Raw genomic sequence first — 20094 nt, 5'->3', positions numbered from 1 at the left:
GGCGTCATCTGGATGAGACCCCTATGGCAAGGATAAAATCACGCGTACGCCGTTTCTTCAGCCTGTTATTACCTTTATTATTTATTTCTGCTGTTCACGCTGAACAAACTCCTGTACCCGCAAAAACCGTCACCGTTGAAGCGAAGAATGAAACCTTCGCTCCTCAGCATCCCGATCAATATCTCTCCTGGAAAGCCACGTCTGAGCAATCAGCCCGTGAAGATGCGCTGGCAGAAGATCCGCGTATGGTGATCCTGTGGGCGGGATATCCATTCTCGCGCGATTACAACAAACCGCGTGGACACGCCTATGCCGTGACCGATGTACGTGAAACCTTACGTACCGGCGCACCAAAAACGGCTGAAGACGGCCCGCTGCCGATGGCCTGCTGGAGCTGTAAAAGCCCGGACGTAGCGCGTCTGATCCAGAAAGATGGTGAAGATGGCTACTTCCACGGTAAATGGGCGCGCGGCGGTCCGGAAATTGTTAACAACCTCGGCTGTGCAGATTGCCATAACACTGCGTCACCAGACTTCGCCAAAGGCAAGCCAGAGCTGACGCTGTCGCGTCCTTATGCAGAACGCGCGATGGAAGCAATCGGCAAACCGTTTGAGAAAGCCGGTCGCTTTGATCAGCAATCCATGGTCTGCGGTCAGTGCCACGTGGAATACTACTTCGACGGTAAAAACAAAGCCGTTAAGTTCCCGTGGGACGAGGGCATGAAAGTCGAGAACATGGAGAAATACTACGACACCATCGCCTTCTCTGACTGGACCAACTCCCTGTCGAAAACGCCGATGCTGAAAGCGCAGCACCCGGAATATGAAACCTGGAGCGCGGGCATTCACGGCAAGAACAACGTGACCTGTATCGACTGTCACATGCCGAAAGTGCAAAACGCGGAAGGCAAGATCTACACCGACCATAAGATTGGTAACCCGTTCGATAGCTTTGCTCAGACCTGTGCGAACTGCCACACCCAGGATAAAGCGTCCCTGCAAAAAGTGGTCGCCGAGCGTAAACAGGCTATTCATGACCTGAAAATCAAGGTTGAAGATCAGCTGGTTCATGCGCACTTCGAAGCGAAAGCTGCATGGGATGCGGGTGCGACTGAAGCGGAAATGAAGCCGATTCTGGAAGATATCCGTCACGCACAATGGCGCTGGGACCTGTCTATCGCCTCACACGGTATTCACATGCACGCTCCGGAAGAGGGGCTGCGGATGCTGGGTAGCGCCATGGATAAAGCCGCCGATGCGCGTACCAAACTGGTCCGTCTGCTGGCGACTAAAGGCATCACCCATGAAATCCCGTTACCGGATATCTCTACCAAAGAGAAAGCCCAGGCGGCGATTGGTCTGAACATGCAGCAAATCAATGCTGAGAAGCAGGACTTCATCAAAACGGTGATTCCGCAGTGGGAAGATCAGGCGCGTAAAAACGGTCTGTTAAGCCAATAACCCCATTTCGCCCCGTCAGGGGCGGATAACTCAACGGAGTGAATATGAGCGTATTACGTTCGTTATTAACTGCTGGGGTGCTGGCGTCAGGCTTGTTCTGGAGCCTGAGTGGAATCACTGCCACGCCAACGCCGCAGGAGTCGGATCAACGCTGGACGGTTACCCAACAGCGTAATCCGGATGCCGCCTGTCTGGATTGTCACAAGCCAGATACCGAAGGTATGCATGGTAAGCATGCAGAAGTCATCAACCCGAATAACAAACTGCCGGTCACCTGCACCAACTGTCACGGCCAGCCGTCACCGAACCACCGTGAAGGGGTGAAGGATGTGATGCGCTTTAATGAGCCGATGTACAACGTTGAACAGCAGAACAGCGTCTGTATGTCCTGCCACCTGCCTGAGCAGCTACAAAAAGCGTTCTGGCCACACGATGTCCACGTAACCAAAGTGGCGTGTGCCAGCTGTCACTCACTGCATCCGAAGCAAGACACGATGCAGACGCTAAGTGATAAAGGACGGATCAAGATTTGCGTCGATTGCCACAGCGATCAGCGTAACAATCCGAACTTTAACCCGGCGTCGGTTCCGTTGCTTAAGGAGCATCCATGAGTTGCTCTCGTCGCCAGTTTATCACCCGCGTCGGCGCGCTGGTGGCAGTGAGCGGGACGGCGGGACGCGTTGTGGCGAAGACGCTGAACATCAACGGCGTACGTTACGGTATGGTACATGATGAGTCACTATGCATCGGCTGTACGGCCTGCATGGATGCTTGTCGGGAAGTAAACAACGTGCCGGAAGGGGTATCGCGTCTGACGATTATTCGCAGCGAGCCGCAGGGGACGTTTCCTGATGTGAAGTATCGTTTTTTCCGTCATTCGTGCCAGCATTGCGACCATGCCCCCTGCGTTGACGTCTGCCCGACGGGGGCATCGTATCGCGATGCCGCCAGCGGTATTGTGGATGTGAACCCGGACCTTTGCGTTGGCTGCCAGTACTGTATCGCCGCGTGTCCTTATCGCGTGCGCTTTATCCATCCGGTTAGCAAAACGGCGGATAAATGCGATTTCTGTCGGAAAACCAATCTGAAAGCGGGCAAGCAGCCCGCCTGCGTTGAGTCGTGTCCGACGAAGGCGCTGACGTTTGGTAATCTGGACGATCCCAACAGCGATATCTCCCGCTTGTTGCTGCAGAAAACCACCTACCGTTACAAGCTGGCGTTGGGCACAAAACCGAAGGTCTACCGCGTTCCCTTTAAATTTGGGGAGGTGAGCCAATGACATCCGCTTCTGCATTTCATTTTGAATCACTGGTGTGGGACTGGCCCATTGCCATCTATCTGTTCCTGATTGGCATCTCCGCCGGACTGGTCACGCTGGCGATTCTGCTGCGTCGTTTCCATCCGGAGGCGGGCGGTTCTGACAGCACGCTGCTACGCACTACGCTGGTGTTAGGGCCGGGGGCGATTATCTTCGGTCTGCTGATTCTGGTGTTCCACCTGACGCGTCCATGGACCTTCTGGAAACTGATGTTCCACTACAGCTTCACTTCGGTGATGTCGATGGGAGTCATGTTGTTCCAGTTGTATATGGTGGTGCTGGTGCTGTGGCTGGCAAAAATCTTTGAAAAAGAGGTGATTGCTCTGCAACAGCGCTGGCTGCCGCGATTAGGGATCGTACAGAAAATGCTGACGTTGATTGCGCCGTTTCATCGCGCGCTGGAGACGTTAATGCTGGTGCTGGCGGTCCTGCTCGGGGCGTACACCGGTTTTCTGCTGTCGGCGCTGAAATCCTACCCGTTCCTGAATAACCCGATCCTGCCGGTGCTGTTTCTGTTCTCCGGGATCTCCTCCGGCGCGGCGGTGGCGCTGATCGCCATGGCGTTACGTCATCGTAGCAATCCGCACAGTACCGAAGCGCACTTTGTGCATCGCATGGAAGTCCCGGTGGTATGGCTGGAGATCTTCCTGCTGGCGGCGTTTTTCGTCGGCCTGGCGCTGGGCGATGACGGCAAAATGCGCGCGCTGGCGGCGGCACTGGGCGGTGGATTCTGGACCTGGTGGTTCTGGCTGGGCGTGGCCGGGCTTGGGCTGATACTGCCGATGCTGCTAAAACCTTGGGCCAACCGCAGTTCGACGTTTCATGGCGTGCTGGCAGTGTGCGGCGCCAGCCTGACCGGCGTACTGCTGCTGCGCTTTTTTATTCTCTATGCGGGTCAGCTAACCGTTGCGTAAGGTGATATCTGGACGTTCTCCTTCCTGAAGCCGGTTTTCTGGCACTGTTGTTAAGCCTCGGGGTCAACGTGTTGACCCCGCTTGCCGTGTTGGTGGGTGTCCGCCAGCGCTGGCAAGGCGTAATGCGCCTGGCAAGCGTGGGCATGTGGACGCAATTTTCGCTGCTGCTGCTGGCCTTTGCCATTCTGATATTCTGTTTTCTGACCAGCGACTTTTCGGTGGTCTACGTTGCTCAGCATAGCTACAGCCTGCTGCCGTGGGGATTAAAACTGGCGGCGGTGTGGGGCGGGCATGAAGGATCGCTGCTGCTGTGGGTGCTGTTTCTTTCTGGCTGGAGCGCGCTGTTCGCCTTGCGCTATCGGCGTGATTCCGACCTGCTGTTTCCGTTAACGCTCAGCGTCCTCGCTCTGATAACGGCCCTGCTGCTGCTGTTTGTGGTGGTATGGTCCGATCCGTTCGTGCGTATCTTCCCGCCAGCCATTGAAGGGCGCGACCTTAACCCGATGCTGCAACATCTCGGGTTAATCCTCCATCCGCCGCTGCTGTACCTGGGTTACGGTGGCTTGATGGTGGCGGCAGGTGTGGCGCTGGCCTCACTGCTGCGCGGTGACTTTAATGCGCAGAGCGCCGGGGTGTGCTGGCGCTGGGCGCTGCCTGGCTGGTGTGCGCTGACGCTGGGGATTATCCTCGGCTCCTGGTGGGCTTACTGCGAGCTGGGCTGGGGCGGCTGGTGGTTCTGGGACCCGGTAGAAAATGCCTCCTTATTACCCTGGCTTTCCGCCAGTGCGCTGCTGCATAGTCTGTTCATCACGCGCCAACGTGGGATCTTCCGCCACTGGTCGCTGCTGCTGGCGATCGTCACGCTGATTTTATCGCTGCTGGGGACGCTGATTGTGCGTTCCGGCATTCTCGTTTCCGTGCACGCTTTTGCACTGGATAACGTCCGCGCCACGCCGCTGTTTGCGCTGTTTACCGTATTGAGCCTGGCATCGCTCGGGCTGTATGCCTGGCGGGGACAGCAGGTCCGCCAGAATGCGCGTTTTGGCGGCTGGTCGCGCGAGATGCTGATTCTGGTCGCGCTATTACTTTTTTGCGCGGTGCTGCTGATTGTGCTGATTGGCACCCTTTACCCGATGATTTACGGGTTGTTCGGCTGGGGGCGGCTCTCCGTGGGCGCACCGTACTTTAACCGTGCTACGCTGCCCTTTGGCCTGCTGATGCTGCTGGTTATCGTGCTGGCGACGATCAGAAGCCGCAAAGTGCCTGTGCGTTGCCAGCTTCCGGCACTGCTGGCGCATGCCGGGGTGCTGGTGTTTGCGGCGGGGATCGTCTTTTCCAGCGGTAGTCGTCAGGAGATAAGCCTGAATCTGAGCCCCGGGCAGCAGGTGGAACTGGCGGGCTATATTTTTCGTTTTGAGCGTCTCGACCTGGAAGCAAAAGGTAACTACACCAGTGAAAAAGCGCAGATCACGCTGTGGCAAAATGAGAAACGCATTGGCAGCCTGCAGCCTGAAAGACGCTTCTATGCCGCGCGCCGTCAACAGATGATGGAGCCGGGGATCCGCTGGAATCTGATGCATGATTGGTATGCGGTAATCGGCGAAAAAACCGGACCGGACCGTTATGCCATGCGCTTGTACGTGCAGACCGGCGTGCGCTGGATTTGGGGCGGGGGACTGTTAATGGTCTTTGGTGCGCTGCTGAGCGGATGGCGAGGGAGAAAGCGCGATGCATAAACTAATCAACGCGTTGCCGGATGGCGGCGAACGGGGTGTGAAAACGGTAGGTCGGATAAGCGCAGCGCCATCCGGCAGAACATGTTTACTGTTAGCTATCATTTTGTTTTTCATCGCCTTCGCGACACATGCCCAGGTTGTGGACACATGGACTTTTGCCAACCCGCAACAACAGGAAAAAGCGTTGTCTATTGCCAGCCAACTGCGCTGTCCACAGTGTCAAAACCAAAACTTGCTGGAATCTAATGCGCCGGTAGCGGTCAGTATGCGCCACCAGGTTTATAGCATGGTGGCGGAAGGGAAAAGTGAAGCCGAGATAACGACGTGGATGACCGATCGCTACGGTGATTTTGTGCGCTACAACCCGCCGTTGAATGAGCAAACGCTGCTGCTGTGGGCGTTGCCGTGCCTGCTGTTATTACTGGTGGGCGTGGTGGTCTGGCGGGTGAGAAGGCGTCAGCGCGTAGAGGAGGATGTGCAATGAGCCAGTCCAACCATTCCCCTGCGCCGTTACGCCCACTCCCCGTGAAGTGGCTGACCGCTGCGACGGTGCTGATGGTTGTGGCCTGCATCGGAGGTTATCTGTTGACGCCAAAATGGCAGGCGGTGCGTCAGGAACAGACGCGGCTGGCGGACCCATTACATGCGTTCACTGATGAAAATGTTCAGGAAAAACAGCTGCTTTTGCTGCAATCGCAAATTCGTGCTAATCCACAGGACGGTGTGAAATGGGCGCAACTCGGTGAGTACTATCTTTGGCAAAACGCGTATCATAATGCGCTGCTGGCCTACGAGCAGGCGCTGCGTGTAGGGGGTGAAAATGCTGAGATCTATTCAGCGCTGGCAACGGTATTGTATTACCAGGCCGGGCAGCATATGACACCGCCCACTCGCGAGATGATTGATAAGGCTCTGGCGCTGGACCCGACAGAGGTCACAGCACTGATGCTGTTAGCCTCAGATGCGTTTATGCAGGCAGACTACGCCCAGGCCATTTCAGTGTGGCAAAAAGTTATGGATTTAAACTCGCCGAGGGTGAACCGGGCACAGCTCATTGACTCTATTAATATGGCGAAGTTGTTGCAGAATCGGCAAAAATAAATTTGTTTCTTTTGTGATTGGTATCATTTGGCCTGTTTAAAAAACAGGCGAACGAACAAATGAGCAAAAAAAACTCACGCCATGACTTCTTCATTTTTGAACATATTAAAATTCTTTTATAACAAAAAGTTATTCATCAATACCCCGATAAAATTGCATTTTTATGCATAAATTCAGCTGAAGGCTCTGTTCCTGGAGGGTTGCGCGAGACAGTACGCAAATGATAATGATAATAAGCGTTAAAAAACTCCATAAACGAACGCAACACAATTCATACCCTTTCAGTATGTACTATTACCACACACCGCATGTGGAATAGCGCTCCATCGAGGAAGTCCGTTGTTATGAAAAATTTGAAAGTCAGCCTGGCATGGCAGATTCTGATCGCTATGGTGCTGGGCATTCTGCTGGGGAGTTACCTGCATTACCATAGTGACAGCCGTGAATGGCTGGTTGTAAACCTGCTGTCACCGGCGGGCGATATCTTTATCCATCTGATCAAAATGATTGTGGTGCCCATTGTTATCTCTACGCTGGTTGTCGGTATCGCCGGGGTCGGTGATGCAAAACAGCTGGGCCGTATTGGCGCCAAAACTATTATCTATTTCGAAGTAATCACCACCGTGGCGATTATCCTGGGTATCACTCTGGCGAATGTATTCCAGCCAGGCACCGGGGTGGATATGTCGCAACTGGCGACCGTGGATATTTCGAAATATCAAAGCACGACCGCAGAAGTACAGAGCCACGCGCATGGCCTGATGGGGACAATTTTGTCACTGGTGCCAACCAACATCGTCGCATCGATGGCAAAAGGCGATATGCTGCCGATTATCTTCTTCTCGGTGCTGTTTGGTTTAGGTCTGTCTTCCCTGCCGGCAACTCACCGCGAGCCGTTGGTTACCGTATTTCGCTCTATTTCCGAAACCATGTTTAAAGTCACTCACATGGTTATGCGCTACGCGCCAGTCGGCGTTTTCGCGCTGATTGCCGTTACCGTCGCGAACTTCGGTTTTGCCTCCTTGTGGCCGCTGGCGAAGCTGGTGCTGTTGGTGCATTTCGCCATTCTGTTCTTCGCGCTGGTGGTGCTGGGGATCGTGGCGCGCATCTGCGGCTTGAGCATCTGGATCCTGATCCGCATTCTGAAAGACGAGCTGATTCTGGCTTACTCTACCGCCAGCTCCGAGAGCGTACTGCCGCGTATTATTGAGAAGATGGAAGCCTATGGCGCGCCAGCTTCAATCACCAGCTTTGTGGTGCCGACCGGCTACTCATTCAACCTTGATGGTTCAACTCTGTACCAGAGTATCGCCGCTATCTTTATCGCGCAGCTGTACGGTATCGACCTGTCGCTGTGGCAGGAAATCGTGCTGGTGCTGACGCTGATGGTGACCTCAAAAGGGATTGCGGGTGTGCCGGGCGTATCATTCGTGGTGCTGCTGGCTACGCTGGGCAGCGTGGGGATCCCACTGGAAGGCCTGGCGTTTATCGCCGGTGTTGACCGTATCCTCGACATGGCGCGTACCGCGCTGAACGTGGTGGGTAATGCGCTGGCGGTACTGGTTATCGCCAAGTGGGAGCACAAATTTGACCGCAAGAAAGCGCTGGCCTATGAGCGCGACGTGCTGGGTAGATTTGATAAGACCGCTAATCAGTAATTCATGACAGCTTGCCGGATAAGCGTAGTGCCATCCGGCAATGCAAATCATTACCCGTTTGTTAACTTATCAAACTCTTCGCAGCCTGTATCGAATCCTTCCATACAGCTCAGATTCAGCCAGTGCAGCGCCTTCTGTTTATTCTTCACGATAAAACCCTGTTCACCGTTTAAGAACATCATCCCAGCCCAGTATTCGGAATAACCGGTGCGGGAAATGGCTGAGCTTCGTTTGAAATACCACGTCGCTTTCTCATCATCAGCGGGTATGCCCACACCGTTGGCGTAAATCAGGCCGAGCAGCATTTGCGCGTCGACGGCGGAGTCATTTTCCAGGTCTTCGGAGGCGTTTTGCAGCAAGGTAATGGCTTTAGGGTAATCGGTACGTCCAGCCTGGGTGTTGACCAGAATCCGCGCCAGGGTAAGTTCTCCCGCTTTACTGCCTGCTTTGGCTGCTTTTTCCGCCAGCGTTTTAGCCTGGGGATAATCCAGACTGACCGGATTCGTAATTTTGATTTGCGCCAGTAGCGCACAGGCGTCGGCATCGCCGTTGTCGGCGGCTTTTTGCGCCCAATACTCAGCTTTGCTCAAATCGCCCGAACTGAACCAGGTATCGGCAAGAAAGTACTGTGCGCGACGATCCCCTGCCTCAGCGGCCTGTAAGTACTGGCTTCCTGGCTCAGTATCACTGGCATGGGCAAAGAATGTCATAAAGAACATCAATGCAATGAGTTGTTTCATTTTGAGTTTTATTTAGGGTACGGAATGAACAGTATAAAGAGATCGTATGGATAAAAAAACAGCCTCCGGGCGGAGGCTGTTGCAGAACAGTTACGTAAACGGACTAACCCATCGCGCTTTCGCGCAGGCTGGCTTTCAGCTTGGTGTACTCATCAATGACATACTGCTCGGCAGCGCGCTGATCGGCAATGCGTTCAACGTTAACGGCACAGTACTTGTACTCCGGCGTTTTGGTAATCGGGCTTAAGTTCTCGGTTACCAGCTCATTACATGCGCCAATCCACCACTGGTAGGTCATGTAAATCGCGCCTTTGTTTGGACGATCGCTGACTGCTGCACGGGTAATGACCCGGCCTTTACGCGAGTTAACCCACACCAGCTCTTCATCCTGGATGCCCAGGCGTTCTGCGTCGGCGGTGTTGATCTGGGCATAGCCCGGTTCATCCGCCAGCGCGGCCAGCGCCGCACAGTTACCGGTCATCGAACGGCAAGAGTAGTGGCCGACTTCACGCACCGTGGACAGCACCATCGGGTACTCCTCAGTGAGTTTGTCGATTGGCGCTACCCAGTCGCAGGTAAAGAACTGCGCCAGGCCGTTCGGGGTATCGAACTTCTCTTTGAAGAGATAAGACGTACCCTGGTCGGCTTCTGAGGTGTCGCGGCAAGGCCACTGGATATAACCCAGTTCGCCCATTTTCTCGTAAGTGGCACCGTAGAAATCCGGGCACAGATGACGCAACTCATCCCAGATTTCCTGGGTGTTGTTGTAGTGCATCGGGTAGCCCATACGGGTGGCGATTTCACTGATAATCTGCCAGTCCGTTTTCAGATCCCACTTCGGCTCAACGGCTTTAAAGAAGCGCTGGAAGCCACGGTCAGCCGCTGAGAAGACGCCTTCATGCTCGCCCCATGACGTAGACGGTAAAATAACGTCTGCGGCAGCGGCAGTTTTGGTCATGAAGATATCCTGCACGATGACCAGTTCCAGATCCTCAAAGCCTTTGCGCACTGCGGAGAGTTCAGCATCGGTCTGTAATGGATCTTCACCCATAATGTACGCCGCGCGGACTTCGCCATGCGCCGCACGGTGCGGCAGTTCACTGATACGATAGCCGGTATGTGCAGGCAGACTTTCCACGCCCCAGGCTTTAGCGAACTTCTCGCGGTTAGCCGGATCTTTCACATACTGATAGCCCGGATAAGTATCCGGTAGCGCGCCCATGTCGCATGCGCCCTGAACGTTGTTCTGGCCACGAACCGGGTTAACGCCCACGCTTGGCTTACCGAGGTTGCCGGTCAGCATTGCGAGGCTGGTCAGTGAACGCACGGTTTCCACACCCTGATAGAACTGGGTAACACCCATGCCCCACAGGATGGCCGCGCTTTTTGCCGTGGCGTACATACGAGCAGCCTGACGAATATCCTGTGCGCTAACGCCAGTGATATCTTCGACGGACTCCGGCGTGTAGCCTTCGACAATCTTGCTGTACTCTTCGAATCCTTCGGTACGGGAGGCGACGAACGCCTGGTCGTACAGTTTTTCTTCGATGATGACATGACCCATAGCGTTGAGCAGCGCGATGTTCGAGCCGTTTTTCAACGCGATGTGCATATCGGCAATACGCGCGGTTTCAATTTTGCGCGGATCGCAGACGATAATTTTCGCCCCGTTACGTTTAGCGTTAATCACGTGATTCGCCACGATCGGGTGGGAATCCGCCGGGTTGTACCCGAAGATGAACACTAAATCTGTGTTATCAATTTCATTGATAGCATTACTCATTGCGCCGTTACCGACCGATTGGTGCAGACCTGCAACCGAAGGGCCGTGTCAGACGCGAGCGCAGCAGTCAACGTTATTGGTACCAATAACGGCGCGCGCGAATTTTTGCATTACATAGTTGGTTTCGTTACCCGTACCGCGAGATGAACCGGTCGTCTGAATAGCGTCCGGGCCATACTTCGCTTTGATGGCGCTCAGACGAGTGGCGACGTAATCAAGCGCTTCATCCCAGGAAACGGATTCCAGTTTGCCGCCACGCTGGCGACGGATCATTGGGGTTTTCAGACGAGGGGTCAGGATCTGGGTATCATTGATAAAATCCCAGCCATAGTAGCCCTTCAGACACAAGGTACCCTGGTTGGTTTTCCCCTGCGCCGCTTCAGCCCGGACGATTTTGCCGTTATCGACCACCAGGTTGATTTTGCAACCTGATGCGCAATATGGGCAAACCGTGACGACTTTTTTCATCGGTCTCGCTCCAGTTAATCAAATCACGCATACGCGCTTGTCGCTTGAGTTATGCATCTTTTATGCCATGTTTTTATCAGGGGCATTAGTCGATATTACGGGCGAATTTTGCGCAAAACCCTGACGAAAAACAGGCTGTCGTCATATTTGACGTGACGAATCTCCAATACGTGACGGCCCGGCAGTGTGACCGAGGTTATGTTTCCCACACATCCTTGTGCCTTATCGCTGTCACTCTGTGCAGAATCAATCACACTCATTTAAGTTGGCCAGAAATGGGGAAAAACAATGAAGCCAGCCATACTGGTTGTGGATGATGACATCGCTGTCTGCACGCTTTTACAGGATGTGCTGAGCGAACACGTCTTTGCAGTGACCGCATGTCACACCGGGCAGGAGGCGCTGCGCTGCATTGAGACTCAGCCGGAAATCGCTCTGGTATTGCTGGACATGATGTTGCCTGATATTAACGGTCTGATGGTGCTGCAGCAGGTGCAAAAGATGAGACCCGGATTACCGGTGGTGATGCTGACCGGGCTTGGCAGCGAGTCGGATGTGGTTGTCGGGTTGGAAATGGGCGCTGACGACTACATCGGTAAACCGTTCAATGCGCGGGTGCTGGTGGCGCGGGTAAAGGCGGTACTCAGACGCGTCGGCGTGTTAACGGCAGAAAGCGGCAGCCCGCAAACCACGGGGCTTTCTTTTAACGGTTGGCATCTCGATACCGCCGGTTGCCAGTTACATAATCCTCAGCAACTGAAGGTGGAGTTGACGCAGGGGGAATACAGCCTGCTGCTGGCGCTGGCCCAAAACGCCCGCCGGGTACTTAGCCGAGAACAGCTGCTGGAACTGACGCGCAGCGACAGCGTTGAGGTGTTTGACCGCACCATTGACGTGCTAATCATGCGGTTACGGCGAAAAATAGAGAACAACCCGCATCAGCCGATGCTGATCAAAACCCTGCGCGGACTGGGCTATGTGTTTGCCGCCGACGTTCAGCATCATGATAAGGCGGCGTAAACGTCTTATCCGGCTTACAAGGACGCTATATCGGCTTTTAGCTCTGCCAACGTTTTCGCGCCGTCTATCGCGTTGGCGCACAGCAAACTGGCCCGTGCGCAGGCGTGTGCCAGCCTGACGCTGTCCGTCAGCGACCAGCGTTCATGACAGCCATACAAAAATCCGGCGCAAAACGCATCTCCCGCCCCGACGCTGCCAACGATCTCCTCCGGCGCCAGGTACTGTGACGGGATCCAGACGCCCGGCAGATCCGGCGCTTCACCCCAGGCGCCTTCCGGACAGTGGATAACCACCCGCTGGCGAACGCCCGCATTCAGCAGTTCGCGCGCAGCGGTGGCGATGTGCGCAATATGCAGCTCCCCGTTGGGCTGGCGGATCTCCAGCCCGCTGAATTCCCCGGCTTCCAGCTCGTTAATTACCAGATAGTCGAGATGGCGCAGGGCTGGCATCACCAACGGCTGATAGCGCGGGTCGCCCTTGCGTGAAACCAGATCCAGTGATGTTTCAAAGCCGTTGTCGCGCATTTGCGCCAGCAGCCGTGCGCTACGCGTGCCGTACTCCTCATCCGGCATGTCCAGACTGTCGAGCAGCAGCAGATAGCCAAGATGGAAGATTTTCATCGAGGTATCCAGTTGCTCAAAAGCGGGCAGATCCAGCAGCCGGTTGGCGCCGGGCGAGTGGAAAAAGGTGCGCTGACCGCTGGGATCGGTCATCACCTGTGACATCGACGTGGGGGCGAAAGTCGTGCGCTGCACATGTTGGCGATTAACATGATACTGCTCCAGCATCGCCATGATGTAGTCGCCGTCGCTATCCTGACCGATTAACCCCACTGCCTGCAGTGGCAGTCCGGTGTGCATTTTCGCCAGCGTCAGCAGTACGTTCAGCGGCGCACCGCCCGTCGCGCGTTCGCTACGGATGATTTCCGCCAGCCAGCCGCGTTCCGGCCACTGCACAATTTGATGCACATGATCGACCAGCATGTTGCCTGCGGCGATAACGCCTCTGCGTTCCATCAGACCCGTCCCGCGCTGCCAAAAATACGCATCTGTTCTGAAACGGTATCGGTAATGGCCTCTTCAATGGCGAGCAGCAGTTCGGCAAATTCGTCGTACAGGGGCTGACGATTCGCTATTCTTGTCTCTACTGCTGACAGCGCCGCCTGCGACATGCCGGTATAGAAGTTGATTTTGTGAATGCCGAGTTCAATTGCGCGCTTGAAATCGTCGTTGCTGATGCCGGAACCGCCGTGCAGTACCAGTGGGATCGCCGCCTGCTGGCGAAGGGCGTCCAGACGTGGAAAGTCGAGCACCGGTTCGCCTTTATATTTGCCGTGTGCATTACCAATGGCGACCGCCAGCGCGTCAATCCCGGTTCTGTCGACGAAATCACGCGCCATCATCGGGTCGGTAAATAGCGACTCGTCGGCATGACCATACAACGCGCCGCCCTCATCGCCTCCCACCGCGCCCAGTTCGGCTTCCACCGATACGCCGACGGCGTGACACATCTTCACCACTTCGCGGGTTTGACGAATATTTTCTTCATACTCCAGCGTGGAGCCATCAAACATCACTGAACTGAAACCTAAGCGCAGTGCCCTAACCACCGACTCAAAGTGCAGGCCGTGGTCAAGGTTCAGCACTACCGGAATGTCATGCCGCGCGGCTTCGAACTTGACCGCTTCGACCAGAGAATCCAACGAGATATATTTAAAATGCACCTCGGCGATGTTGATGATAAACGGCGAACGTTCCTGCTTTGCCGCGGCAAACAGCGCGCGCAGGAAGTGTGAGTCCAGAACGTTAAACGCCCCTAAGGCATAGCGGTGCTCGCGGGCATGGGCAAGGCCATCGGCGAGAGATATCAACGGCATAATGCGCTCCTTGGTTAGCGGAACAGGCGATACTCATTACACAGCACCAGCTGCGCCGGTTCGTCTTCTTCAATGTCGTTATAGCGGGCGATCGGTTGCAGAAAATGGTTATCGTGGTCGTCGTCATTAACAGAAGAAACCTCGCCGACCAGCACGTCGCCAAAACCTTCTTCCGCCCAGAAGCTGTGATACAGGCCCGGCGGCAGGCAGATGCTTTCACCCGGCGTCAGGCGCAGTTGACTGCCTGCCGCATGGGTTTGCCGACAGCCGTCAATCACCACGCTCACGTCGCTGTCCTCCGTTTGTTCTCGGATCCCCGCATTCCACAGTTCCACAATTAAATTACCGCCGCCGCGATTGATAATGTCTTCGCGTTTACGCCAGTGAAAATGCATCGGCGTGACCTGCGCATCGCGAACATGCATGATTTTCTCGGCGTAGCATTTCTCGTAAGGCATTCCTTTCGGCGAGCCATTACGCAGGGTAAACAGCGTTAACCCTTGCGCGGCGAAATTGTTGCCGCCAAACGCGGTGACATCCCAACCGAGCTTAAGGTCGAAAACTTCGCTCCAGGCGGCGGGATCAAGCTTGCGCCATTGGGTCGGCGGGAAACTGGCGAAAGGGGGGAGATGCACGTCGTGCAGAGAGAAAAACTGGCGCGTGTGGCCAAGGATTTCGTTTATTGCTGAGCGTTTCATTGATTCTCCTGTGGCTGATAAGATGACCTTTATGCGGCCCTCTCTCAAAGAAGAGGGAGAAAATCAAAAGCTTTCCCATGGATAAAATGGACACAATCCGGTTACCTCTCCCTCACAGCAGAATAGGGAATAGTTATATTTTATTGTGTTTTTCTATGTGGTGATGTGATTCATTCAATAAAATGATAAATAAAAAGAGCATTTTCACAAATGTTATTGTAAATCATTATCTTAATATGTTTGTTTTTTTAGTCGAATCTCAGTTTTCTGCAGTCATTGGGATGTGAGCGCTGGCGTGTTGCCTCGCGATTAAAAATGAATAATACAAAATATAAATAATCTTATTAAAATCTGCTGCTATTGAATATAAAATGTCGTTAGTTAACCGATTGTTTATATATCATAAGTGTACTACGTACTTTTCTAATAACTATTTGTTTAGTTTTAAAATATTTTTTTAGTAAAAAATAACCTTCTTAGTAGTCTTGTTGGTATGCTGATTAAACTTTATTCTTTATGTATTACTGTCTTTCTGCAAGGGATGCGATAATGAAAAAAGGTTCTGGCTTCTATAATCTTGAAGGTATGATTTCAGATGATAGTATAAATAAATACTTATTAACCATCAGAGGGTCGGTAAATTTAGGTGTACTTGATGTTGAATCAATTGACGGAAAGGAAAGTCTAAGCAAACCATATAGTTATAAAATAACATTCACTTCAAAATGTAAAGATATCCCTCCAGAATCTCTTCTTAATATTGAAGCTATGCTACAAATTAGAGCCCCTAATAATAAATGGAGTAAATATGTTCAGGGTTCTGCAATGTGGATCAATGAACGGCAAATAGAAGGGGTTATTACATCATGTTCACTTATTAGCACTTCAGCGGATGAATCACTGTACGAAATCAGGCTGGAGCATAAGCTTGCATTACTCTCACGACGCAGGCGATCGGCTATTTACCTGAATATTAACGTTCCGAAACTGGTAACGCAGATCCTCAAAGAGCATTTTTTTGCTGATTATGAAATCGACTTTGATAAGCTTCTTTGTACCTATCCTGACCGGGAAATGATCGTACAGTGGGAGGAATCAGATTTAGCGTTTGTCAGCCGCATCCTGTCAGAAGTTGGGATCTGGTTCAGGATTGAAAATCATCATGCGGTTTCGCACATTATGGTGCTTATCTTTAGTGATTCCCAAAGCCGGTACATCTTCGATCAAAAGATTATGCATGCATCTCATGCGGGTCTGACAGCAAATGATTACGCGATCGATAAGCTGGTATCAAAGCACAACGTTGTCTCCGCAGCCGTTAAAGCAAAGAACTTTGACTACCGGCTTGCCAACTCGCTAATACTCAATGCTGATGCCGATGGGGCTGAACAAACATCGACGACGTATGGAGTGGATTATCGTTATGCGGATATTCACCACCAGCCGGGATCGAAATTTACAGAGGAACAACCGGGCGAATCCAGCTGGTTCTACGCCAAACTGCATCACGAAATTATTCTTAATAATCAATCTGTTTTAAGCGGGGTGACCACCAGCCCGTCGATCGCGCCAGGTATGGTGCTTGAAATCGACGGTACTATTCCGCAAGCGTTTACTTCAGGATTTGTGGTAACGGCAATGCGGGTGACGGGGAGGCGTGATGCCGCCCTTCAATCCCAACTGATCGGTATTCCTTACAGTGAGCGCGTTTGCTTTCGGTCGCAGCCACTACCCCGACCGCGTATCGTGGGTACGGTTCCCGCAATTGTTTCCTCCCGAATAGACAATGACAAATATGCCCATATTGATGTGCAGGGGCGCTATTGGGTGAAGTTTGATTTTGACCTCGACCAACATAAGCAAGGCTATGAAAGTATGCCCGTCCGTCTGGCACGGATTTATGCCGGTGATACTTATGGTCATCACTTCCCGCTCATTCAGGGGGCGGAAGTTGCCATTGCGTTTGAAGGTGGTGATCCGGAAAGGCCTTTCATTGCCCATGCGCTGCATCATGCTCCAAAGCCTGACCTCGTCACCAGCCGTAACAATACCCGCAACGTAATCCGTACTGCGGGCCACAATAAGCTGCGGATGGAGGACCGACGCGGACAGGAACACGTCAAGTTAAGTACCGAATACGCTAAAACCCAGCTGAACATGGGCCACCTTGTTGATGCTGGTGGTAAGCCGCGCGGTGAAGGCGCAGAACTGCGCACCGATGAGCGGGGGGTGTTGAGAGCCGCAAAGGGAATATTGCTGACGACAGAGGCGCAGCCAAAAGCCCAGGGCAAGCAGCTCGATATGAACGCAGTTGTTCAACAGCTACAGGCTGCGCTTGTACTGGCAACCTCTCTTCAGCAGAGCGCCCTGACGGCGCAAGCGTTAAACGTCGAAATGGGGCAACAGCAGCAGCTTAACGCCGCACTTGAACAGTTGACTCAGCCGGGGCTGGTGGCCTATGCCGATCAAGGTATGGCTCTGCTCACACCAGAAACCATGGCGCTGTCGGCAAACAAAGATCTGTCGCTGAATGCGGCCAATAACGGCAGTTTTAATGTTTTTAAAAAACTCTCCATGGCTGTCGGACAGGGTTTATCGCTTTTCAGCAGAGCGATCGGGATCAAAATTATTGCCGCAAAAGATGATATTTCCGTCCAGGCGCAGCGTGGTGAAATGGGCCTGCTTTCCGATCAGCATTTTCATATTCAAAGTATGAACGGCAATGTGACCATCAGCGCCAAAAAGAATATTCAGTTGCTGTGCGGGGGGGGCGGTATCCGAATAAATGAAGATGGCTCAGTAAAAATATTCTCTCCCGCTAAAGTGCAGTTGAAAGGCACCATTCTTGACTGGAGTGGGCCGGAATCCGTTAAAGATAAATCCCCCGTTTTTCAGGAAGACCAGTTTCACCGCCGCATTAAATTACATGGTTATGGGAATACGGACGATGTTCTGAAAAAGACAAAATTCAGACTGACTAAGGCCTCCGGTGAAATCATTGAAGGTGTTACCGACGATGAAGGCATGACGCCGTTACTGGATATGACGGAAATGGATGAAATGAAAATGGAGATTTTGCCAAATGAGTAACAGTCCCTTTAATCCGCGAGTCGTGGCGACGGGGGTACAAGGCGTGCCTAAATCCACCGGCGGAAAAATGGCAGTCTGCGAAGTGGCGGTTAAAAACCCTATGCCCTGTATTGTGATCCTTGTTCATGGTGTTAACGATGTGGGCGAGGCGTATCAAAATCAGGAGCAGGGGATCATTGCCGGCCTGAATGAACGTATGGGCCGTACGGATATGTATCCGCATGAATGGCACCAGTTCAAAATGGATATGGGCGATGGCGAACAGCAGCAGGTGAAAATGCCTGGGCGCAGTCCGGTGATCCCATTTTACTGGGGATATAAACCTGTTGATCATGCAACGTATATCGAGGACCAGCGGCGTTATCGTGATGAGCTGGCTAAATCAGGCAGCGCCGCAAAGCTTCCTTACAATGCCTACCAGGAAGATGACGCCACGAAGCTGGCAAAGTTAGGACACATTCCTCAAACCACGTTGAAATATCAGAATGATAATTTCGGTAATGTTCTCGACGATGTGTATGCCAAAGGCGGTGGTACCTTTGCGAATGCGACAACCACTATTCCGGATATGTTAGGCCCGGGCTCCGGCGGCCTAACGAATGGCGCTGCAGGATTTACTTCATTTCATATGAATGGTGGGGATTTTACGCATCCTATTTATGATAACCCTCACCGTATTTATCAGTTTTTTGCCGCGCAGCGGCTGGCCGATTTAATCCTGATGATTCGAAGAGAACCGGCAACCCAATTCGATCCTATCAATATTGTTGCGCACTCCCAGGGAACGATCATTACCATGCTTGCCAATATGCTGGTTAAAGAAGCAGGGGCGGACCCCGTTGATTGCGTTATTCTTAATCACTCCCCCTATGCGCTTGAAAATACGTTTGCCGAGAGTGCGACCCCCGGACATCACCAGACGGATCGCGCCCGTCAGCAGACGTTTAAAAATTTCTGTCATTTGATGGCGACAAACGATAAATATGGCAAAGGAGAATACCACACCGGAGCGGAAATTGATGATATAGAAGGCGCAACATGTCTGAGTAAAACCCATTCTCAATGGCGCAAGAATAAGCTCTATACCCGCAATAACTTCGGCAAGGTGTATAACTATTTTTGCCCCAATGACAGTGTTGTCTCATTACTTAACGTGCAGGGTTTTGGCTGGCGAGGCATACCTCACGACATTGCGAGTGGTATAGAGAATTTGCGCCAGCGTGTTTTCTGCGAAAATGGCCCCGATATAGGTTGTAGCCCCCAAAGCGTGCCTTTTGAAATGCCGACGTTAAAAAAGGGAAGTTTTAATCAGGATACGGGTTTTACTAAACAATATACGTTTTCCGATGTTGTGATTAATGGTGAACAACTTCCCGTTACTTTTAAGCATCAACTACAGGGGGGTGAGAGCAAGTATAAATATTCGTTAGAGCCTGATTCCCCCGATCAGGTCATCTCATTTTCTGCAAAAGCCACTACTATTTCCCGTACTGAGACAGATATTAAAAGTCTCAGCGGCGCAGGTTTCGATTTTTTACAGCCAGGTCGGGAATTAACACCAGCAGAACTCACAATGTTCAGCAATAAATATGGTAAGCGTTATACCAAAGGCGTTGTCCTTGGAGGGGGATACAATAAAACCGTACAGCTGATTTATGAAAAAACGACGGATGAACTGAAAAAAGAATGGATGCACTCAGACCCTGTTGGTTACAGCCAGCATTCCTCTATTGTCATGTCAAAAGATGCCCCAGCGAAAGCAATGGCCTTCGATCTAGCGGTGGGGATATGCAGGGCATTTGATTACGAAAATGGTGAGTTCTGGGTAAAACTACTTCGCCGTGGGGACTGGCGTATGAAGAAAAATGGTCTGCAAAAGACTGTTGATTATTATGATACGGGTATCCTGAATAAAGCAGATACAAAAGATTATATGAATAAACCCGATGACATCTTGCCAAAGGGGAAATTTGGTGTGGTTAACGAGTTCTATCATTCAACTACAGTTAAACCTGCCAAGTATAATGAAATATATAATACAGAGATTTCCAATCTGCAATGGGATATGCCTGAGTCGCTTAACGTTTAAGGATAAATAATGAAAATGAGAAGTATGTTAAAAATAATAATCGGAGCAATCTCGCTATGCGCCGTCTCTGCCTGTACAAAATCACCCTCACAGATTATTTATCGATTTGATGATAATCGTTATCTGGAACTGATCGGATATGA

General features: G+C 52.3%; 15 protein-coding genes and 1 pseudogene. 11 read left to right on the top strand and 5 right to left on the bottom strand.

All coding sequences use genetic code 11. The features are described from left to right. Positions 1-23 precede the first annotated feature (23 nt). From nrfA to gltP, 7 genes and pseudogenes are all read left to right on the top strand, one after another. A complete protein-coding gene (gene nrfA, locus OGV52_RS01305) occupies positions 24-1460 on the top strand; it encodes an ammonia-forming nitrite reductase cytochrome c552 subunit (RefSeq protein WP_287107964.1) in 1437 nt (478 codons plus the stop codon). Between the two features lie 44 nt (positions 1461-1504). Further along, a complete protein-coding gene (gene nrfB, locus OGV52_RS01300) occupies positions 1505-2071 on the top strand; it encodes a cytochrome c nitrite reductase pentaheme subunit (RefSeq protein ID WP_005132587.1) in 567 nt (188 codons plus the stop codon). Beyond that, complete coding sequence (gene nrfC, locus OGV52_RS01295) at positions 2068-2739, top strand: cytochrome c nitrite reductase Fe-S protein (protein ID WP_016155373.1); 672 nt, start codon at positions 2068-2070, stop codon at positions 2737-2739. Before nrfB ends, nrfC begins: the two co-directional genes overlap by 4 nt. Beyond that, a complete protein-coding gene (nrfD, locus tag OGV52_RS01290; protein WP_016155452.1) occupies positions 2736-3692 on the top strand; it encodes a cytochrome c nitrite reductase subunit NrfD in 957 nt (318 codons plus the stop codon). Before nrfC ends, nrfD begins: the two co-directional genes overlap by 4 nt. 8 nt (positions 3693-3700) lie before the next feature. Further along, a pseudogene (gene nrfF, locus OGV52_RS01285) lies at positions 3701-5912 on the top strand (heme lyase NrfEFG subunit NrfF). Beyond that, positions 5909-6529, top strand: coding sequence for a heme lyase NrfEFG subunit NrfG (gene nrfG, locus OGV52_RS01280; RefSeq protein WP_047416048.1), 621 nt, complete (start codon positions 5909-5911; stop codon positions 6527-6529). The pseudogene nrfF and the gene nrfG overlap by 4 nt, the downstream one beginning before the upstream one ends. A 344-nt stretch (positions 6530-6873) precedes the next feature. Continuing rightward, the gene (gene gltP / locus OGV52_RS01275) at positions 6874-8187 is read left to right on the top strand and encodes a glutamate/aspartate:proton symporter GltP (protein WP_016155378.1); all 1314 of its coding nucleotides are present in this window, start codon (positions 6874-6876) and stop codon (positions 8185-8187) included. 50 nt (positions 8188-8237) lie between these two features. On the opposite strand, the gene yjcO is transcribed toward gltP, so the two are convergent. Then, positions 8238-8927, bottom strand: coding sequence for a Sel1 family TPR-like repeat protein YjcO (gene yjcO, locus OGV52_RS01270; protein ID WP_016155379.1), 690 nt, complete (start codon positions 8925-8927; stop codon positions 8238-8240). A 103-nt stretch (positions 8928-9030) separates the two neighbouring features. Further along, a complete protein-coding gene (gene fdhF, locus OGV52_RS01265) occupies positions 9031-11178 on the bottom strand; it encodes a formate dehydrogenase subunit alpha (RefSeq protein ID WP_153689814.1) in 2148 nt (715 codons plus the stop codon). 288 nt (positions 11179-11466) lie between these two features. On the opposite strand from fdhF, the gene OGV52_RS01260 reads away from it, so the two are divergent. Beyond that, a complete protein-coding gene (locus tag OGV52_RS01260) occupies positions 11467-12198 on the top strand; it encodes a response regulator (RefSeq protein WP_019077857.1) in 732 nt (243 codons plus the stop codon). Between the two features lie 14 nt (positions 12199-12212). Here the strand turns inward: OGV52_RS01260 and OGV52_RS01255 are convergent, their stop codons facing one another. The 3 genes from OGV52_RS01255 to OGV52_RS01245 are packed head-to-tail and all read right to left on the bottom strand — an operon-like array spanning position 12213 to position 14772. After that, positions 12213-13217, bottom strand: coding sequence for a carbohydrate kinase family protein (locus tag OGV52_RS01255; protein ID WP_087121875.1), 1005 nt, complete (start codon positions 13215-13217; stop codon positions 12213-12215). Beyond that, a complete protein-coding gene (locus OGV52_RS01250; RefSeq protein ID WP_016155383.1) occupies positions 13214-14074 on the bottom strand; it encodes a ketose 1,6-bisphosphate aldolase in 861 nt (286 codons plus the stop codon). The genes OGV52_RS01255 and OGV52_RS01250 overlap by 4 nt, the downstream gene beginning before the upstream one ends. 14 nt (positions 14075-14088) lie before the next feature. Further along, positions 14089-14772, bottom strand: coding sequence for a D-lyxose/D-mannose isomerase (locus OGV52_RS01245; protein ID WP_016155384.1), 684 nt, complete (start codon positions 14770-14772; stop codon positions 14089-14091). A 549-nt stretch (positions 14773-15321) separates the two neighbouring features. Between OGV52_RS01245 and OGV52_RS01240 the strand changes: the two genes are divergently transcribed. From OGV52_RS01240 to OGV52_RS23500, 3 genes are all read left to right on the top strand, one after another. After that, positions 15322-17862, top strand: coding sequence for a type VI secretion system Vgr family protein (locus OGV52_RS01240; RefSeq protein ID WP_287107962.1), 2541 nt, complete (start codon positions 15322-15324; stop codon positions 17860-17862). Continuing rightward, complete coding sequence (locus OGV52_RS01235; protein WP_200108560.1) at positions 17855-19951, top strand: T6SS effector phospholipase Tle3 domain-containing protein; 2097 nt, start codon at positions 17855-17857, stop codon at positions 19949-19951. The genes OGV52_RS01240 and OGV52_RS01235 overlap by 8 nt, the downstream gene beginning before the upstream one ends. A 9-nt stretch (positions 19952-19960) precedes the next feature. Next, positions 19961-20094 (top strand): T6SS immunity protein Tli3 family protein (locus OGV52_RS23500; RefSeq protein ID WP_502873806.1); only part of this gene is annotated, 134 nt, incomplete at its 3' end.

The sequence above is a fragment of the Citrobacter sp. Cb041 genome (assembly GCF_030336655.1).
Taxonomy (GTDB): domain Bacteria; phylum Pseudomonadota; class Gammaproteobacteria; order Enterobacterales; family Enterobacteriaceae; genus Citrobacter; species Citrobacter braakii.
Note: the sequence above shows the minus strand (reverse complement) of the source record. Positions and strands in the feature narration are given on the sequence as shown.